This is a genomic window from Streptomyces sp. SLBN-31, assembly GCF_006715395.1.
Taxonomy (GTDB): domain Bacteria; phylum Actinomycetota; class Actinomycetes; order Streptomycetales; family Streptomycetaceae; genus Streptomyces.
In genome coordinates this window covers 3,732,778-3,751,809 of sequence record NZ_VFNC01000002.1, presented here as the reverse complement: position 1 = coordinate 3,751,809, position 19,032 = coordinate 3,732,778, and the positions used below count along the sequence as shown (strand labels likewise).

The 19,032-nt window shown below is 72.6% G+C and carries 11 protein-coding genes; 3 read left to right on the top strand and 8 right to left on the bottom strand.

All coding sequences use genetic code 11. From position 1 onward, the window contains the following. The first annotated feature begins 14 nt into the window (after positions 1-14). A complete protein-coding gene (locus FBY22_RS36970) occupies positions 15-1,547 on the top strand; it encodes a glycosyltransferase family 39 protein (protein WP_260845296.1) in 1,533 nt (510 codons plus the stop codon). Here the strand turns inward: FBY22_RS36970 and FBY22_RS36965 are convergent. After that, positions 1,542-2,054, bottom strand: a complete 513-nt coding sequence (locus FBY22_RS36965; protein ID WP_142152311.1) for a MarR family winged helix-turn-helix transcriptional regulator — start codon at positions 2,052-2,054, stop codon at positions 1,542-1,544. The genes FBY22_RS36970 and FBY22_RS36965 overlap by 6 nt on opposite strands. A 96-nt stretch (positions 2,055-2,150) precedes the next feature. On the opposite strand from FBY22_RS36965, the gene FBY22_RS36960 reads away from it, so the two are divergent. Further along, on the top strand, positions 2,151-2,564 hold the full coding sequence (locus FBY22_RS36960; RefSeq protein WP_142152310.1) for an organic hydroperoxide resistance protein: 414 nt from the start codon (positions 2,151-2,153) through the stop codon (positions 2,562-2,564). Between the two features lie 123 nt (positions 2,565-2,687). Beyond that, on the top strand, positions 2,688-3,992 hold the full coding sequence (locus tag FBY22_RS36955; protein ID WP_142152309.1) for a hypothetical protein: 1,305 nt from the start codon (positions 2,688-2,690) through the stop codon (positions 3,990-3,992). Here the strand turns inward: FBY22_RS36955 and FBY22_RS36950 are convergent. The 7 genes from FBY22_RS36950 to FBY22_RS36920 form a co-directional block, all read right to left on the bottom strand. Then, complete coding sequence (locus tag FBY22_RS36950; protein WP_142152308.1) at positions 3,980-6,220, bottom strand: bifunctional glycosyltransferase family 2 protein/CDP-glycerol:glycerophosphate glycerophosphotransferase; 2,241 nt, start codon at positions 6,218-6,220, stop codon at positions 3,980-3,982. The two genes, FBY22_RS36955 and FBY22_RS36950, sit on opposite strands and share 13 nt — an antisense overlap. 1 nt (position 6,221) lies before the next feature. Further along, complete coding sequence (locus FBY22_RS36945; protein ID WP_142152307.1) at positions 6,222-8,423, bottom strand: bifunctional glycosyltransferase family 2 protein/CDP-glycerol:glycerophosphate glycerophosphotransferase; 2,202 nt, start codon at positions 8,421-8,423, stop codon at positions 6,222-6,224. 151 nt (positions 8,424-8,574) lie between these two features. After that, the gene (locus FBY22_RS36940; protein WP_142152306.1) at positions 8,575-10,776 is read right to left on the bottom strand and encodes a bifunctional glycosyltransferase family 2 protein/CDP-glycerol:glycerophosphate glycerophosphotransferase; all 2,202 of its coding nucleotides are present in this window, start codon (positions 10,774-10,776) and stop codon (positions 8,575-8,577) included. Positions 10,777-10,911: 135 nt separating this feature from the next. Beyond that, positions 10,912-11,793: a carbohydrate ABC transporter permease gene (locus FBY22_RS36935; protein WP_142152305.1), complete on the bottom strand. Its 882-nt coding sequence runs from the start codon at positions 11,791-11,793 to the stop codon at positions 10,912-10,914. After that, positions 11,790-13,142, bottom strand: coding sequence for a carbohydrate ABC transporter permease (locus FBY22_RS36930; protein WP_142152304.1), 1,353 nt, complete (start codon positions 13,140-13,142; stop codon positions 11,790-11,792). The genes FBY22_RS36935 and FBY22_RS36930 overlap by 4 nt, the downstream gene beginning before the upstream one ends. A gap of 10 nt (positions 13,143-13,152) precedes the next feature. After that, the gene (locus FBY22_RS36925) at positions 13,153-14,526 is read right to left on the bottom strand and encodes an ABC transporter substrate-binding protein (RefSeq protein WP_142152303.1); all 1,374 of its coding nucleotides are present in this window, start codon (positions 14,524-14,526) and stop codon (positions 13,153-13,155) included. 256 nt (positions 14,527-14,782) lie between these two features. Continuing rightward, on the bottom strand, positions 14,783-18,670 hold the full coding sequence (locus tag FBY22_RS36920) for an FHA domain-containing protein (protein WP_142152302.1): 3,888 nt from the start codon (positions 18,668-18,670) through the stop codon (positions 14,783-14,785). Between the last annotated feature and the right edge of the window lie 362 nt (positions 18,671-19,032).

The window sequence follows — 19,032 nt, the reverse complement described above, 5'->3', positions numbered from 1 at the left end:
ACAAACTCGGCTGCGTGACGAACGTTAGCTGCTGTATGGAGAGCGAGGTTTCGCGGCGGGCGCGCTCCCGCCGGTGGACGCGGGCGGAGACCTCGGCCGTGGCGGTGCCGGCGGCCCTGATGCTGGTACTCGGGCTGTGGGGCCTCGACCGGGGCGGGATGTGGGGCGACGAGAGCGTCAGCTATCTCGTGGCGCGCCGTACCGTGCCGCAGATCTGGCAGCTGCTGCACACCGTCGACGCCGTGCACGGCCTCTACTACCTGTTCATGCACCTCGTCCTCGCCGTCCATCCCGGCGAGGTCGTCCTGCGTCTGCCCTCGGTGTGCGGGGCCGCCGCGGCCGCCGGCCTGGTGGCGGCGCTCGGCACCCGGCTGGTCCGGCCGCGCGTCGGCCTGTGGGCCGGGCTGCTCTACGCCATCACCCCGATGACCGGCCACTACGCCCAGGAGGGGCGCTCGTACGCGCTCGTCTCGGCCGGCGTGGCGGGCGCGACCCTGCTGCTGGTGCGGGCGCTGCGGGAGCCGCGCGAGCACCCCTGGTGGCCGTACGCGAGCCTGCTCGCGGTGACCTGCCTGCTGCACGAGCTGGCGGTGCTGGTTCTCCTGGGGCACGCGGCGACTCTGGTGCTGGCGCGGGTGGGGCGCCGGGTGTGGTCCGGCTGGGGGGGTGCCGCGGGCGCGGTCGTCGTCGTCCTGCTGCCGCTGGCCTGGGTGTCCGTGGGGCAGTCGGGTCAGGTGTCGTGGCTGCGGACGCCCGGGTGGGCGCAGGCGGAGGTCCTGGGCCGGTCCTTCGCCGCCGTCCCGGAGGGGCCGGTGTTCTGGGGGTGCGTGCTGCTGGCCGCCGTGGGGCTCACCGCCCGGCGGCCCGCGGTGGTCGCGCTGCCCCTGCTGGTGCTGCCGCCCGCGGTCCTGCTGCTCGCGTCGCAGATCCAGCCCCTCTACGACGACCGGTACGTGCTGTACGCGCTCGCCGGGGCGCCCCTGCTGGTGGCGACGGGCGCCGACCGGCTCGTGACCCTCGCCGGGCGCCTGCTGCCGCGCGCGCCCCGCCGGCCGTTGCGCCGTCTCGTCCCCCTCGGCGGCGTCGTGACCGTCGCGTTCGTCTTCGTCGCCTCACTTCCCCTGCAGCGGGAGAACCGTTCCCCGGACCACCGTCCCGAGAACTTCGCCGCCGTCTCGGCAGCCGTCGCCCGCCAGGCCCGCCCCGGGGACGCGGTGCTCTTCCTGCCGTCGTTCTGGCGGGTCGGGGCGCAGGCGTACCCGAAGGGCTTCGGGCGGGCCCGCGACGTCGCGCTCGCGGAGTCCGGGGCCCGGTCCGGGACGCTCAGCGGTCTGGAGGCGCCGCCCGGGGAACTGCGGCGCAGGCTTGCCTCGGTGAACCGGGTGTGGGTCGTGGCCCCCGGATACGTCCTGAAGTCGCGCTGGGTGCCGAGCGACCCGGTCGACCGGCTCAAGCTCGACGCCGTGGAGGAGCACTTCACCCACGTCGAGGGGTTCGCGAGCGGCCGGATCACCCTCGGGCTGTATGTCCGTCGCCCACGGCTATGAGCCGTCCCGTGCCGCCTCCACGGCGGCCTCGTCCAGGGCAGTGGTGAGTTCGTCGAGGCGGGCGCGCAGGGCGCGGATCTCGTCCACGTCGAAGCTCGTGGCGGTGACGATGCGCCGCGGCACCTCCAGCGCCCGCTCGCGCAGTGCGGAGCCCTCCTCGGTGAGCCGTACCTCCACCGAGCGCTCGTCGCGGGCGCTGCGCACACGTCGTACCAGGCCCGCCGCCTCCAGCCGCTTGAGCAGGGGGGAGAGGGTGCCGGAGTCCAGGCGCAGGTGCTCGCCCAGCTTCTTGACCGGCTGGTCGCCGTGCTCCCACAGCACCAGCATCACCAGGTACTGCGGGTAGGTGAGCCCGAGATCCTTGAGGAGCACGCGGTACAGGCCGCCGAAGGCGCGCGAGGCGGCGTGCAGGGAGAAGCAGATCTGCTGGTCGAGGCGGAGCCAGTCGGCCGCGGGTGCAGGAGTCGGCGAGGTGCTCATGCGTCCAGGATAGCTCTTGCCCGTCATTCAATTGTGCACAATTGAATTGTGTGCTCTACTTGTGGTCGTGAGGCGGCCGTGCAAAGAGCCGCCGGAACACGACTTCGAGAGGGATGGTCATCCATGGACGCGCTCTACACCGCTGTCGCCACCGCCACCCACGGCCGCGACGGTCGCGCCTTCACCAACGACGGCAAGATCGACGTCAAGCTCGCGCCGCCGGTGGAGTTGGGCGGCAACGGCGAGGGCACCAACCCCGAGCAGCTGTTCGCCGCCGGTTACGCCGCCTGTTTCGGCAGCGCCCTCGGCCTCGTCGGCCGCCAGGCCAAGGTCGACGTCAGCGACGCCGCCGTCACCGCCGAGGTCGGCATAGGCAAGCAGGGCGAGGGCTTCGGCCTCAAGGTGACCCTCCGCGTCGAGCTGCCGGACACCGTGGACGAGGCGACCGGCCGCAAGCTGGTGGAGACCGCCCACCAGGTCTGCCCGTACTCCAACGCCACGCGCGGCAACGTCGACGTCGACCTCGTCATCGAGTAGGTCCCCGCACACGTCCACCGACCCGCACCGGCACCAGCGGCGCGGGTCGGCGCTTTTTGTGCTACGCGACATTTGACCTGGCCTGACCGAATCGCTCGGTCTCGCGTGATAGGCCCTTTCAGTATGTGGCGGCTTCCTTTCTGGTTCTCCCTGATCGCCCTGGTTTTCGCCGCCGCCCAGTCGGCCGAGATCCAGGGGCGCGCCCGTATGGACACCCGCCAATACGTGGCGCACGCGTACATGGTGCAGGGGGTCGGCCGGGAAGAGGCCTCCCGGCGCGCACTGGAGTATTTCTGCGACAGCGCGCGCGTGGCCGCCGCCCGGCACGCGAGCGCCGACCTGGCGACGTACCGGAATCACGACGGCGGGAATTCCGCCTACCGGGACTGCCGCGCACGCGGGGAACGCATCATCGCCGGCACCGCCCGGCGCACGGACATCACCGGTTACCGGGCGCTGTTCAGCGATCCGCGCGTCTCCGAGATCTTCGCGACCAGGCCCGGATACCCCGTCTTCACCATCCCCTTCATGCGCGCGTTCGGGCTGGTCCGCGGGCTGTGGGCGGCCGCAGTCGTGGTGACCGTCCTGGGCAGCGGCTTCGTGGTGCTGATCCTGCGCCGCCTGGGTGTCCCGGCCCCGCTCGCCCTGCTCGGGCAGGTGCTCTACTACGCGCTGCCGACGGGCACGGAATCCATGCAGCCCATGTGCGAGGGACTGCTGCTGTGCCTGCTCCTCGCCGGCATCCTCGGCTGCGTCCGAGTTCTCCAAGGCCGTATCAGGTCGGGTACGGCCTTGTCCGTCGCCGCGTTCGCCGCGGCCGCCTGCGTGAAGTACGCGCAGACCCTGCTCGCCGTCGCGGGAATCGCGGGCGTGCTCGCGCTGTACCTGTGCGTGCGGTGGGGCAGGAAGCGGGAAGTGCCCCGGCCCGAAGGGACGCTCCTCGCGGTGACGGGCCTTTTCGCCGTGGCGCTTCAGCTCGTGATCGCCGTATGCGCACTGCCCGGTACCCGGGCCAGCCTCCAGGAACTCCTGGCCGTCCACTACAGCAGGCCCGTGCCCCCGCATCTCCTGCACCATTTCCTCCGCCTGAGCCTCGCCTTCTGGCGGGAGTGGCTGCGCGGCGCGCTGGTGCAGCCCCTGAACCTGCTCCTGCTCGCCGCCGGGGCCTGGGGAGCCCTGCGGTACCACCGCCCGTTCGGGCTGCTGGTCGTCGGCGTCGCCGTCGCCGGGTTCGCCAACCAGGCCGGGCACCCCGAAACGGCCATGGGGCCGCGGCTGTTGGTGATGGCGAGCCTGCTGCCCGTGTGCGGCATCCCGCTGCTGATCGAGAGCCACGCCGGGCGTCGCGCGCGAAGGGGGCAGGACCCCGCGGTCCTGCCCCCTCGCACGGAACGCCGGCTAGCGGCGCCCGAAGGTCAGCTGTACTGAGGCAGCCGGGCCGAACCGTCGGCCGCCCGCGGAATGCTCGCGGCCGCTCCCTCGTCACCGTCCGCCGACTCGCCCAGCAGCACCTGCCGTACGACCCGCTCGGCGGCCCGTCCGTCGTCGAACTCGCAGAACCGCTTCCGGAACGCGGCCCGCAGCCCCGTCGACTCCTCGTCCCGCCAGGTGCCGGAGGCGAACAGCCAGGCCAACTCCCGGTAGGAACGCGACACATGGCCCGGCGCCTCGGCGGTGATGTCGAAGTAGGCGCCCCGGCTCGCCGCGTACGCGCCCCAGTCGTCGGCGTGCACGACGATCGGCCGGTCGAGGTTGGCGTAGTCGAACATCAGGGCCGAGTAGTCGGTGACCAGCACGTCGGAGGCGAGCATCAGCTCCTCGACGTGCGGTTCGTCCGTCGCGTCGACCAGCACGCCGCGCCCGTGCAGATCGGCCAGCCCCATCCCGCGCGCCGTACCGGAGGCGAGCGAGGGGTGCAGGCGTACGACGAGGGTGTGGCCGGCGCCCAGGTCCGCGGCGAACCGGGCCAGGTCGATCCGGTCGACGTGCCCGCCCCTGCGGTACTCCCGCCGGGTCGGCGCGTACAGCACGACCGTGTCGTCGGCGGGGATGCCGAGACGGACGCGGACGGCGGCGCCGCGCTCCGCCGGGGCGTCGACGAGGACGTCGTTGCGCGGGCTGCCCGTGCGCAGTGACGTGAAGTGGCACGGGTAGGCCCGCTCCCACACCAGCTCCGAGTGCCGGTTGGCGACCAGGCTCAGGTCCCAGCGGTCGGCTCGGTGCAGCATCTTCGGCACGCTGAAGCCGTGCCGGGCACCGGGCTTGCCGAGCAGGTCGGCGCCCATGTACTTGAGCGGGGTGCCCTGATGGGTCTGGACGTGCACCTGGCCGGGCCGCTTGACCAGGCTGCCGGGCCAGTTGACGTTGTTCACCCAGTACGTGGCCCGCGCCACGACCGCGTGGTAGCGCCGGGAGCCGGGCGTCACGAAGTCGATGCCGGGCGGCACGTCGGCCACCGACTCCTCGCGCACCACCCACACGCCGCGCAGCTGCGGCGCGATCTCGCGGGCCTTGGCGTGGATCGCGGCCGGGTCGCCCGAGACACCCGCGTGGTGCGTGGAGGAGTAGACGACAAGGTGCGGATCCAGCGGCAGCCGCGACTGGGCCGCGTACCAGGCGCCCTGCGTCGACGCCGAGACCTTGGCCGCCACCCGCCGCTTGCCCGCCCCGGCGACCCTGCGCACCCCGCGTGCCCCGCGCAGGGCCGCGTACGAGGCGTAGGGCGTGCTCGCCAGCAGCCGCATCTCGGTACCGCGCGGGCCCTGGGGCGGGGTGAAGCCCTCGGGGCAGTGGCGGCGGTGGAAGGCCCGCATCTCGCGGTGGAAGGCGGCCCGGTCGGAGGGGGTCACCCGGTCCTCGCGGGCGATGACGTACAGCATGTGGTCCAGGGCCCGCTCGAACAGCAGCGGACGGGCCCAGGCGAGGTCCTCGCGCTCCTCCAGGAAAGCGAACAGCCCCTCGTACTGCGGGAAGATGTCGAAGTGACGGCGCCCCGGCGTCTTGGTGATCGCCCCCTGCCGGCGCTGCCGGTATTCGACGCCGATCCGGTTCAGGCAGGCGATACGCTCGGCGAGCACTATCGACCGGTAGGTGACGGGGGCGTCCTCGTAGAGGCCGGGCGCGTACCGCAGCCCGTGCTTCTGGAAGAAGTCCCGGCGGTAGGCCTTGTTCCAGGCGACCAGGAACAGGTGCACGTACTGCGGGCTCTCGCGGAGGCTGAAGACGTCCTGCCCGGCCGCGGCCAGCAGCGCGGAGGCGTCGCTCGGCCCGCCCCGGCCCCACCAGTGGGTGCGCACGTGGTCGAAGACCAGGATGTCCGGGTCCTCGGCCGACTTCAGCCGGTCGGCGACGGCGGCCAGCAGGCCCGGCGTGTAGAAGTCGTCGCTGTCGAGGAAGAGGACGTAGTCGCCGCGCGCCTGCTCCAGCCCCGCGTTGCGGGCGCGGCCGAGGCCGATGTTCTCGGCCAGGTGCAGCACGCGCACCCGCTGATCGCGCTCCGCGTACTCGTCGAGGATCGCGCCGCAGCCGTCGGGCGAGCGGTCGTCGACGGCGACGACCTCGAAGTCCGGGTACGACTGCGTCAGCACGGAGTCGAGGCACTCGCGCAGGTAGCCCTGCACCTTGAAGACGGGGACGATGATGCTGAAGCGGGGCACGTCAGCTCCTTGCGAGGGTCGTCGCGGCGGGGGCGGGCAGGCGCTCGGCGAGCGGGATCACCGGCGGGATCGCTTCCGGTGGTTCGCCCAGCAGCACCCGGCGTACGACCCGTTCGCTCGCGCGCCCGTCGTCGAACTGGCAGAACCGCTCGCGGAACGCGGCCCGCGCCGCCGTGGACTCCGGTCCCGCCCAGGAGCCGTCGCGGAAGACGCGCGCCAGCTCCTCGGGGGTGCGGGCCACCGGACCCGGCGGCAGCTCCATCAGGTCGAAGTAGACGCCGCGGGTCTCGCGGTAGACGTCCCAGTCGTCGACGTACACGACCATGGGCCGGTCCAGGTTGGCGTAGTCGAACATGATCGACGAGTAGTCGGTGACCAGGGCGTCCGCGGCCAGGCACACGTCCTCGGCGGAGCGGTGCGCGGTGACGTCGATGATCCGGCCGGTGTTCCGAGTCCTGCCCCGGTCGTAGAAGTAGTGGGCGCGCAGCAGGACGACGACGTCCTCGCCGGCCTCCTCGCAGAACGCCTCCAGGTCCAGCCCGGTCTCGAAACCGGTGTGGTAGTCGCGGTGGGTGGGCGCGTAGAGGACGGCCGTCTTCCCCTCCGGGACGCCCAGCTCCCGCCGGACTCGGGCGACGTCGTCGGCCGTCGCCGTGTAGTAGACGTCGTTGCGCGGATAGCCGTACTCGAGCGTCTCGTGCGCGGCCGGGAAGGCCCGCTCCCACATCTCGGTCGAGTGGCGGTTGGAGGTGAGGTTGTAGTCCCAGCGGTCGACACGTGCCAGCAGTTTGGCGAAGCTGCCGGTCGCCGCGGCCACCACGGGGTACGTGGCCTGGTCGACACCCATCTTCTTCAGCGGGGTGCCGTGCTGGGTGGACAGGTGCACGCTGCCCTCGCGCTTGACGACGGCGTCGGCGAAGTTGGCGTTGTTGACCAGGTACTTGGCACGGGCCAGCACGTCCCAGTACTTTGCGCTGCCGATCACCGCGTAGTCGATGTCCTTCGGCACGGTGTGCGCCTGGTCCGGCTCGACCAGGAACACCGAGCGGATGTGCGGGGCGAGTTCGCGGGCCTTGGCGTGGATCGCGGCCGGGTTGCAGGTGTAGCCGCGGCCCCAATAGGCGCAGTACACGGCCAGGTTGGGGTCGATGGGACGGTGCAGGGCACGGCGGTAGCGCAGCCGGGTGCGCAGGCCCTGCGGGCGCGGCACGGCCTCCAGGACGCGTACGGCCGACTGGTTGGCGCCGCGCAGGGCGTGGAAGGCCGCGTAGGCGCCGCTCGCGAGGAGCCGGTGCTGGACGCCCAGGCTGCCGGCCGGGATGCGGAAACCGGCCGGGCGGTGCCGCCGGTACAGCCTGCTCGCCCGCCGGAAGAAGGCACGGCGCCCGGTCGTCAGACGCCTGGGGTGGGCGGCCGTCTTCAGGACGGCACCGAAGAGGTGGTCGAAGAGCGGCACCGATCGCTCGTCGTCAAGGCCGATTTCGGCGGCGTGGGTGAGGACCAGCTCGACCTGGTCGAGCAGCTGGAGCTGGTGCTCACCCGGCAGGCTCAGCCGGCTGCCCTGCCGCCGCACCAGATGCCGTACGACGGCCTCGCGCAGCACCGCCGCCTTCTCCGCCCGCAGCGCGACCAGGCCGCCGAAGCCGACGTCGGTGAAGTGACCGTCGGGGAAGCGCAGTCGCCGGTCGGTGAGGAAGGCGCGACGGTAGGCCGCACTCCACGCCGGGAGCTGGACGCCGGTCAGCCGGGGAACCTGGTCGGGGGTGAAGGCGCCCTCGGGGGTCCTCGGCAGCAGCAGTGCGCCCGGGTTGGTCGGCTCGCCCTCCCACCAGGGGACGCGCTCGTGCTCGGCGTACAGCACGTCGACGTCGCCCGTCTGCGTGAGGCGGGCGTCCAGCGCCGCCAGCGCGCCCGGCGCCAGGACGTCGTCGCCGTCGAGGAACAGCAGGTACGTGCCCGTCGCCGCCCGCATGCCGGTGTTGCGCGCCCCGGCGAGGCCTGCCGACGGGGGCGAGTGCACGGGGGCCACGCGGGTGTCCCGCTCGGCGTACCCGGCGGTGACGTCCGAGGCGGGCGCGTCGGGGCCGTCGCAGACCGGGATCAGCTCGAAGTCGCCGTAGGACTGTGCGAGGACGGAGTCCAGCGCCTGGGACAGCCGGCCCGCCACCCCATGGGACGGGACGATGATGCTGAAGCGGGGCATTCTGCTCTTTCTCTCGAGAGTCGGCGGGAGCCGCGGGCGGGCCTCAGCCGAGGCGGCCGGGCCGCCCCGCGGGACGCCAGGTGGACGGCCGGCTCGGCGTGGGCCGCGACGGGCTGGAGGGCATGCGAACTCCCCGGAATGAGAACGGTGTTCAGAGGCTGTCGGTGACGGTCAGCGGGCCGGTCGGTTGCGGCACGGTGGCCTGCGGGGAGCGCGTGAGGGTCCCGGCGGCCGACGGTACGGGGTGGCGGTCGGCCGGCGGGACGACCGGCGGCAGCCCCCGCTCGCCCAGCACCACGTGCCGCACCACCCGTTCGCCGGCGCGCCCGTCGTCGTACGGGCAGAAGCGCTCGCGGAACGCGGTGCGCAGCCGGGTGGAGCGGGAGCCGCGCCAGTGGCCGGTGGCGAAGATGTCGACCAGCTCGTCCTCGCTGCGGGCGACCGCGCCCGGTGGGAAGGCGCGCAGGTCGAAGTAGGTGCCGCGGGCCGCCTCGTACGCCTCCCAGTCGTGGGCGTGGATGACGATCGGGCGGTCGAGGTTGGCGTAGTCGAACATCAGGGACGCGTAGTCGGTGATCAACGCGTCCGAGGCGAGGGCGAGTTCCTCGACGCTCGGACGGCCGGTGACGTCGATGATCCCGGCGCCCTTCGGCACGGGGCCCTGCGGGCGGGCCAGGATGACGTAGCGGGGGCCCAGGCGGTGCAGGACGCGCTCCAGGTCGAGGGGCGAGTGCTGGGTGCGGCGGTAGTCGCGGTGGGCGGGCGTGTACAGGAGCGCGACGGTGTCGTCGGTGATGCCGAGCGACTCGCGGATCCGGGCGACATCGGCGGACGTGGCCTTCTGGAAACGGTCGTTGCGCGGCAGACCGTATTCGAGGGTGGTGTACGTGCCCGGGTGGACGCGTTCCCAGACCAGGGTGGAGTGGCGGTTGGCGGACAGGACGTAGTCCCACTGGTCCACGCCCCTGAGCAGCCTCTCGAAGTCCATGTCCCGTGCGGCGGCCGGGCGTTCCTGCAGGTCCAGTCCCATGTGGCCGAGGGGGGTGCCCTGTTGGGTCTGGATCAGCACTTGTCCGGGGCGCTTGAGCAGGCCGGGTTCGAAGTCGGTGTCGCTGACGAGGTACTTGGAGCGGGCCAGGGCCGTCCAGTAGGCGGCCGTGTCGGGCCGGCCCAGCCGGCCCGTGCGGATGTGCGGGGCGAACGCGCGGAACGCCTCCGCCAGGGCGCCCGGGTTGCCGCTGTTCCCCCCGCCCTCGCAGGAGGCGAAGACAGCGCGGTCGGCGCGCAGGGGGAGCCGGAGCTGGGCGCGGTAGTGCAGGCGCAGCGCGCCGGTCCGGAGGGTACGGACGAGCTTGACGGCCGGCTTGAGCATGCGGCGGCGGGCGGCCGCCGCCGACTGCAGGACCCGGTACGTGCGGTGCAGGCCCCAGCGGATCAGGGCGTGGCGCAGCCTGGCACTGAACGGGACGGGGGAGCCGGGGACCCGGTAACGGCGGTAGTGGAGGCGGGCCCTGCGCAGGAACTCGGCACGCGAGCCGCGCGGGAGGCGGTCGCGGCGGGCGAGGATCTTCGTCAGGTGGTCGACCATGCGGCGGAACAACACTGAGCGCCAGCGGGCCAGTTCGGGCCGCTGGTCGACGTACGCGAAGACCCGGTCGTACTGCTCGAAGACGTCGAAGTGCTTACGGCTGGTGGTGGAGAGGATGTTGCCCTGGCGGCGCTGGCGGTAGTGGACGCAGACCCGGTCCAGGGTGGCGATCGACCCGGCGGCCATCAGGACGGGGAACGTCCACGGGGTGTCCTCGTAGTAGCCGGGCGGGAAGGCGAAGCCCTCGCGCTCCACGAACTCCCGCCGGTAGGCCTTGTTCCAGGCCACCATCAGCAGGTGCAGCAGCCCGGGGCGGTCCTCCAGACGGAAGGGCGCCGGGCCCTGCTCGGTCAGCTGGACGGAGACGACGTTGCGGACGGTCTGGCCCGACCAGTAGGTGCGCGCGTAGTCGTAGACCAGGACGTCCGGCTCGCCCGTCTCCTTCAGGCGGTCGGCGATCGCGCGCAGGGCGTGCGGGGTGAGGGTGTCGTCGCCGTCCAGGAAGACCAGGTAGTCGCCCTTCGCCTGCTCCATGCCGGCGTTGCGGGCGCCGCCCAGGCCCCGGTTCTCGGGCAGGTGCAGGGGACGCACGCGCGGGTCGCGGGACGCGAACTCGTCGATGATCGCGCCCGATCCGTCGGGTGAGCAGTCGTCGACCGCGATCAGCTCCAGATCGGGACACGACTGCGTCAGCACCGAATCCAGGCATTCGCTCAGGTACGCCTGGACCTTGTACGCGGGGACGATGACACTGAACCTGGGCAAGGCACATCCATGGGGTCGGCGCGGACGACGGGGCCTTGCCCGGGAACGGCCGATGGAGTGACTTGGTTACGGTTTCGTACGGCATAAGGGGGACACCGGGCGAACGGGTGTCCCCCTCGAGGCCCTGCGCGTCGGCTACTTGACCGCGCCCGCCATCACGCCGGACACGAACTGCCGCTGGAACGCGAAGAACACGACCAGCGGGATCACCATCGAGATGAACGCGCCGGGCGCCAGCACGTCGATGTTGTTGCCGAACTGCCGTACCTGCTGCTGCAGAGCGACCGTCAGCGGCTGCGACTGCGAGTCGGAGAAGACCAGCGCGACCAGCATGTCGTTCCACACCCACAGGAACTGGAAGATGCCCAGCGAGGCGATCGCCGGCGCGCCCAGCGGAAGGACGACCGTCAGGAACAGCCGGGTCTCGCCGGCGCCGTCCAGCCGTGCCGCCTCCAGCAGTTCGCGGGGGATCTCCGCGAAGAAGTTCCGCAGCAGGAAGATGGCGAACGGCAGGCCGAATCCGACGTGGAAGAGGACCACGCCGATGATCTCGCCGAAGATCCCGATCTTGCCGAAGAGGTCGGCGAGCGGAATCAGCGCCACCTGGACGGGGACGACGAGCAGCGCCACCACGACCAGGAACCACCAGTCGCGGCCCCTGAAGTCCATCCAGGCGAAGGCGTATCCGGCCATCGCGCCGAAGAACACCACCAGCAGGGTCGCCGGGACCGTGATCCAGATGGTGTTGAACAGCGAGTGGGTGATCGCGTCGTTCTCCAGGAGCGACTTGTAGCTCTTGGCGGTCAGCTGGCCGGGCGCGCTGAACACCTTCCACCAGCCCGAGGTGGCGATGTCGGTCGGGTCACGGAAGGAGGAGACCAGCAGGCCGAAGGTCGGCACCAGCCAGAACACCGCCACCACGACGAGGAAGACGCGCAGGATGCCGCCTCCCGCGCCACTCGCCACCCTGGCGGCGAAGGAGCGCTTGGCGCGCACGGTCGTGTCGAGGGTCGTCACCGCTGCCGCTCCCTTCGCAGTCGCCGGATGTTCACGATCATCACGGGCAGCACGAGCAGCAGCAGGATCACGCCGATCGCACTGCCGACGCCCTCGTTGCCGCCACCGCCGAACGACGACAGGAACAACTGCAGGGCGAGGACGTTGGCGTCGTCCTGGCTGGGCTGCGGGGCGATGATGTAGACCAGGTCGAAGATCTTCATCACGTTGATCATCAACGTGATGAGGACGACGACCAGTACCGGCGCGAGGAGAGGCACGGTGACCCGCCGGAACACCTGCCACTCGTTGGCGCCGTCGACCCGCGCCGCCTCGAGCAGATTGCGGTCCACGCCCGCCAGGCCCGCCGCGATCAGCACCATCGCGAAGCCCGCCCACATCCACACGTAACTGCCGATGATGGCCGGGGTGACGAGGGTCGGGCCCAGCCAGTCGATGCCGTTGTAGGGCGCCGAGAAGTTCGACGCCGGCAGCCGTAGCTGCGCCCCCTCGGCCTTCGCCGGGAGGGTGAAGGTGCCGTCCGCGCCGCTCTTGGCGGAGGCGACCACCTTGCCGCCCTTGACGGCCTCCACCTTCACGCCCTTCAGCGCCTTCTCACCGGGGTCGACCTTGCCCTTGGTCCCGCCGCCGCCGAGCTTGAAGTCCAGCCAGACGGTGCCGGTGATGCCGGACCCGGACGGCGTCTTCGCGTTCTCGGGGTTGCCGGGCAGCTTGGCGGGGGCGATGCCGACCAGGGGGAGCAGGGCGGGGGTGCCCGCGTGGACGGTGCCCGTGCTGGTGAACGAACCGCCGCCGGACGGCTTGAGGTCGCTGACGGTCGCGTTCGGGCGGGCGTTGGGATAGACGGACGACGACACGAAGGTGTCGTGGATGGATTTGGCGACCGCGTTGGCGGCGCCGAGGTTCGGGTCCTGCTCGTAGACCAGACGGAAGATGATCCCGGCCGCCAGCATCGAGATCGCCATCGGCATGAAGACGATCAGCTTGAACGCCGTGCCGAAGCGCACCCGTTCGGTCAGCACCGCGAAGATCAGGCCGAGCGCGGTGACGATCGCGGGCGCGACCGCCACCCAGATCGCCGTGTTGCGCACGGCCGTCAGCGTGGCGTCGTTGGAGAAGATGTCGCCGTAGTTCTTCAGTCCGACGAAGCCCGATCCGTCGGCGTCGTAGAGGCTGCGCCAGACCGAGTACCCGATCGGGTAGACCACGAGCGCCCCGAGCAGCACGAACGCGGGCAGCAGGAACAGCGCCGCCACCAACAGCCGTGTGCCCGTGACGCTCTTGCGCGGTTCGGCGGAGGGCGTCGGCAGTGCGCCGGCGCCCTCCGTCGTGTTCGCCACTGACGTCATCGCCGGACCGTCAGCTTGAGCCGTACGCCTTGGCCGCGTCGGCCTCCAGCTTCTGCTGGGCGCCGGCGACGTCCTTCGGGTTGCGCAGGAAGTCCTGCAGGTCCTTCCACTCGCCGGTGCCCGCCGTGCCGCCGAAGGCCGCCGGGGCCTGGTCGGACATGTCGAAGCGGAAGTTGTCGCCGGCCGCGAGCAGTTGCTGGGCGATCTGCTTGGTGATGGCGTCCTTGTACTTGGACATGTCCATCTCCTTGTTCGGCGACAGGATGCCGCCCTGCGCCGCCCAGACCTCCGCCGCGTCCGTCGAGGCCAGGAACGTCAGCAGCGCCTGGGCGCCCGCGCCGCTCTTCAGCGCCACGGCGACGTCGCCGCCGCTGACCACGGGGGCCTGGCTGCCGACCGCCGGGAACGGGAAGACCTTGGCGTCCGTGCCCAGCTTCGCCTTCGTGTCGCCGTTGATGTTGGCGGCCACGAAGTCGCCCTCGAAGACCATGCCCGCCGGGGTGGAGCCGGAGAAGGTCTGGGTGACCGACTTCGGGAACTCCGTGTTCAGCGCGCCCTTGTTGCCGCCCGCGATCAGGTCGTTCTTGCCCCAGAGCTGGGCGAGCGTGGTCAGGGCCTGTTTGACGGACGGGTCCGTCCATTTGATCTTGTGCGCGGCCAGCTGGTCGTACTTTTCCGGGCCGGCCTGCGAGAGATAGACGTTCTCGAACCAGTCGGTGAGCGTCCAGCCGTCCGCGCCGCCGATCGAGACGGCCGGTGACCCGGCGTCGGACAGCGTCTGCGCGGTGGTCAGGAAGTCCTTCCAGGTCTTCGGGGTGTCCTTGATACCGGCCGAGTCGAAGGCCGCGGTGTTGTACCAGACCAGGGACTTGTTGGCGGCCTTGGCGTAGACGCCGTACTGGGTGCCCTTCCAGGCGCCCAGGTCCACCCAGCCCTTGGAGAAGTTCTTCGTCAACTGGGCCTTGGCGTCCGCTCCGAGCGGCTTGAGCCAGCCCTTGTCCGCGAACTGGTGCAGCACGCCCACCTGGGGCAGGAACGCGACGTCCGGCGGCTTGCCGCCCTGGATCTTGGTACCGAGGAAGGTGGAGGTGTTGTTGCCGGTCGGGACGAAGTTGATCTTCGCGCCGGTGCGCTTCTTGAACTCGTCCATGACCTTCATGAAGTTGGCCTGCTCCGCGCCCGTCCAGACGGCGGCGACCTCCAGGGTCTGGCCGTTGAGCTTGGGGAGCTTGAGGCCACTGCTGCTCTCCGAGCTGCCTCCGCCGCTGCTCTTGTTGTCACTGCCGCCGCAACCCGCCAACGCGAGCGTGAGAGCGGTCGCGAGGAGAGCGGCCGCCGGTTTGGCGGCCCTGAGTTTCCGGTTCTTGCTGCTCGTGCTGCGCATCACTGCCCCGTTCTTCGGTTCTCGTCGAACGTCGAGCGCTGTCCCGTGTGATCTGGTCTACGCCTGAGGCCTGGGGTCGGCAAGTGTGCGTCCCGTGTCAACCCGGGGATCGTGACCACGTCGTGACTAGGGGCTGTCGTTCGGATCAGCTCGGCGTCGCGGGGTCGGCTCGGCCGCAACGCACCGTCCCCTGCAGGCGACCTGATCCAAACGGCAGACCCTGGGTGCGGCGCGGCGGGCGGGCGCAGGCCGCCTGCTACAGCAGTGACGGCACCTCCGATGCCGAGACCTCGCGTGCCGCTCGCTCCAGCGCGCTGGCCAGGAGGGCCAGGTCCGTCGGGCCGTTGCCCAGTTCGCGTACGGGCCGGCGGGCCGGCGGATCGCCCATGCGCTGCCAGTCCAGCGGGACGACCGTGGGGCGCAGGGTGGCCGTTCTCGGGATGCGGCCGGTGACGCGCCCGCCCTGGAACGGAGTCGTCCGGCCGTCCGCCGCGGTCAGGCGTCCGCGGCCCGGGGAGGGCTCCTCCGGGCCGGTACCCGGGGGTTCCAAATTCACTCGGATGGTCGCCAGCCGCGCAGGTTCCGTCTCCGCCGTACGGCCGCCCGGGCCCGTCGCGGCGACCAGATGGACGCCGAGGCGTTCGCCCTCGCGGGCCACCGCCTCCAGGGCCCGAACGACCGAGCCCGCCGCCGGGCGGCCCGGGGAGCCGAGCGCCGGGGAGACCAGGGCGTCCAGGTCGTCGACGACCACCACGAGGCGGGGCAGTGGGGGCGCCGCCTCCGTCTGCCTGCGGGACGCCGCCGGACGCAGTCGCATCGTCGAACTGGGCGGGCTGTCCAGGTCGCCGGCGCCGCTCGTGCCGGAGGCCTGGGCGCCGCGTACAGCCGTGGACCGCTGGGACACCATCCGGCCCGACAGCTCACGGCCCGTGTGCCACTCGGCGAAGTCGGAGCGGCCCAGCAGCTCCGCCCTGCGCTTGAGTTCGGCGCTCAGCGACTGGGCGAACTCCCGCATGCGCACCGGGTCGTTGGCGGTCAGGTGGGTCGTGACGTGCGGGACGTCCGTGCACACCCGCAGGCCCTCGCCGTGACTCCCCGCTGCGGCACCGACGCCGTCCCGGCCGTCCACCAGGACGATGCCGAGCCGGTCGGGGCGCTCGGCCGCGGCGAGCGAGGCGACCACGGCCCGCAGCAACTCCGTACGGCCGCTGCCCGCCGGGCCCTCGATCAGCAGGTGCGGTCCGTCGGCGGCGAGATCCACGCTGACCGGGCCGCGGGGCCCCGCGCCGAGCACGGCCCAGGCCCGGCCGCCGAGCGAGTCGGGGTCGTCCGCCGCGGCCGCCCAGCGCGCCATCAGCGACGCCGGGGTGGCTCTGGCCAGACCCAACTCGTCCAGCAGCCGCGCCGTTTGGGGCAGCGGCACGGACACCCGCGGCTGCCGGTCGGCACCGGAGCCGTCGGGCCGCAGCGGCGCCAAGGCCCGCGCGAACCGCTCGGCCCAGGCCGCCGAGACGGCGTCGACGGCGGCGACCGTGCCGGGGGCTATGAGGCCGGTGTGCGGGGGGTTGACGGCGGACGGGGCGGTCTGCGGGGAGGAGTTGGACGCGGTGGACGCGTGCGCGGGGGAGGGGGCGGCGGGGGCGGCGCGGGTTCCCCGGGTGCCGTTGGTGGCCGGGTGCGGGACGTCGGCGCCGGGGCGTTGGGCTCCGGTGGTGCCGGTGGGGTTGCCGGGCGCCGTGCCGGCCCGTGCCACCCGCATCAGCCGCAGCGCCGTCGCCACGTCGCCGCTCAGCAGCGCGACCGCGCCGCACTCCCGGAAGGTCGGCGCCGCCTCGCACGCCGCCTCGTACGTCTCCGCCAGCGGCGAGGCGGGCGACGCGGGGGCCGTCTCCGCGAGGCACACGACGTGAATGCCGGCGTCCGGCCCCTCCACGGCCAGCCGCGCCACCGCCTCCCGCACGTCGGCGCCGCCGGGATCGCCGTCCACGACGACCACCGTGTACGGCCCCGCAAAGCCCTCCGGCCCGTCGGCACCGTCGTCGTCCCGGGCCCAGGAGGGCCGGTGAAGAGCCCCGCGAGCCGGAGAGCGACGATCGTCACCGGAAGCACCGGAAGCACCGGAAGCACCGGAAGCACCGGAAGCACCGGAAGCACCGGAAGCACCGGCCGACCGCCGGGGGCCGCAGGGGCCGTTCGGGACGCTCGGGTACGGCGCTGCCGAGCCGTCCGCTCCCGCGAAGCCGTCGGCCGCGGGGCCGGAAGCGGTGGCGCGCGCGGTGGTCGCGGGACGAGCCGTGAGAGCACCGTCGCCCCGGTACAGCGTGGCCGAGCCGTCCGCTCCCGGAGACGTGCCGTGCTCGGCTGACGTGGGAGCGGGCGCGGAGCGGGGTGCGCGGGTCGCCGGCCGTGTTCCGCCTGCCGCGTCCGACTGCTGGTCCTCCAGTCGGCGCAGCAGTTCCTCCGTGCGGGCCGTCGCCTGTTCGCGGTCGTAGGCCAGCAGGAGGCGGCAGTCCTGGGCGTGGGCGGGGCGCAGGTGGGGGAGCCAGCCGAGCCATGACCACTCCGCCGTGCGCTCCTCCACGGGGCGGGAGCGATCCGCGCTGATCAGAACGATTTCCAGGATCTCGGGCGAGTGCAGTGCGGCGAGCTGGGCGAGGACCGCGCGCGCGAGTCCGGCCAGCCGTGCGCGCGGACCTGCCAGGCCCAGCGCCCCGGCCTCGCGCAGGTTCGCCGTCACCGGCACCGCGGGCAGCAGACCGGAGCCGTCGGGCGCCGGCCGGTCCGCCGTGCCGAGCCGTACCGTGAGCGCCTCCGGGTGCCCGGGACCGCGCTCCCAGAGCCGCGGGCCCGGTCCGAGCGCGGTCAGCAGCAGGGCGGCGGGGTCCGGCCAGGTCTCCGGCATCTGGGTACCGGCGTACGGGGCGGGTGCGGCGGCCGGGGCGGGGGAGTCGCCGTACGCCTCGGGCGCGGACGCGCTCTGCTCCGCGCGTCCGCCGGTCAGCTTCCGCGCCCACGAGGACAGCCCACCGCGCCTGCGCACACCCGGGGGAACGTCGGTGCCGTGGAGGGGCGTGCCCTTGCGGCGGCCGGTTCCGGGGCCGGGGGCCGAGGTCTCCTCGTCGGCGGCCCCTCGGGTGCGCGCACCGGGTGGTTCCTCGTCGGGCGCCGGGGCGTGCGCGACCGGCTCGGTGCCGGACGTGTTCCACGCCAGCGCGCCGGACCGTCCCGCGTGCGTGTCGCCCGCTCCGTCACCCCGGCTCTCGATCCGGGGTGCTCCGCCCTGCCCCGGCACGACCGGCGGTTCGCCGGAGGCGCGCGGCGGGGTGTGCGGCGTCCTCCGGGAACCGGGGACGGTGTCCTCGCCGTCGGCCACCCGAGCGTGCGGAACGGCTGCCGTCCCGTCCACGCTCGCGGACGGAACCGACACCTGTCCGTCCGTACCGGCGTCGGGCCGGGCTTCCCCCGCCTCACCCCCGGCAGGGACCCGCACGTACCCCTCTCCGTCGGCGACCGTCGCCACCCGAGCGCCCGGCCCCCCGGCCGGTGACAGACGCAGGGCCGACTCGCCGATGCGCAGCAGTGCGCCGGGGGTGAAGCGGACCGGGCGGGTGTTGAGGCGGGTGCCGTCCAGGGTGGTGCCGTTCGTGGAGCCGAGGTCGGCGACCGAGACGCGGCCGTCGGCGGCGACCGTCACCGCGCAGTGCAGGCGGGAGACGTCCGGGTCGTCGAGCGGGACGTCGGCGTCGGCGGAGCGGCCGATGCGGATCTCGCCGCCGTGCAGCAGGTGGACGCCGCCCGCGTCCGGACCCGAGACGACGTGCAACTGGGTCGGGGCGTCGTCGAGTTCGGGATGCGCCTCCGGCTCGGCGGGGGCGCCCAGGGACAGCACGGCGCCGTCGATCAGCGGGGGCTCGCCCAGCGTGCACCGCTGGTCGTCGAGCCGCTGCGCGTCCGCGTACAGCACGACCGCGCCGCTTCCGGAAGCGGCGCCGACCTCACCGGAGACCGCCGAGGCCAGTGCCGACGCCACCGCGGCCAGGGCCGTGCCGGCGGGTGCCGTGACCAGCACGTCGCGGCTCGCTGCCCGGCCCCGCGCCTTCTCGGGCGGGCCCAGCGGGTCTACGACGGTCAGCCGGATCTGCATCGCCGTCAGCGGTCCCTTCTGCGCGGGCGGCGCGGAATCCCCCCACCCCACACGAGCACGTCGGCCAGTACTGGAGGCATCCTCGCACCTGCCACTGACAACACGCCCATGCCCCGGTCCCAAGTGATCTTGATTGGTCAGCTCTGCCCCTAAAAGTGCCTGACCGGCGGCGCGTCGGCGATCAGTTGAGATCGGTCACGTCCCATCACGGGCAACCGGCCGACCGGAGCGAGCGTCTTTCCTTCGAACCGGGTGTCTTTCCTTCGAACAAGGACGGGAACCGGAACGTAAGAGGCACAGACGGCGCACAGGACCGCGCACGCGACAAGGCGCGGCGCAAGCCGCAGAAAGCGGACAGGATG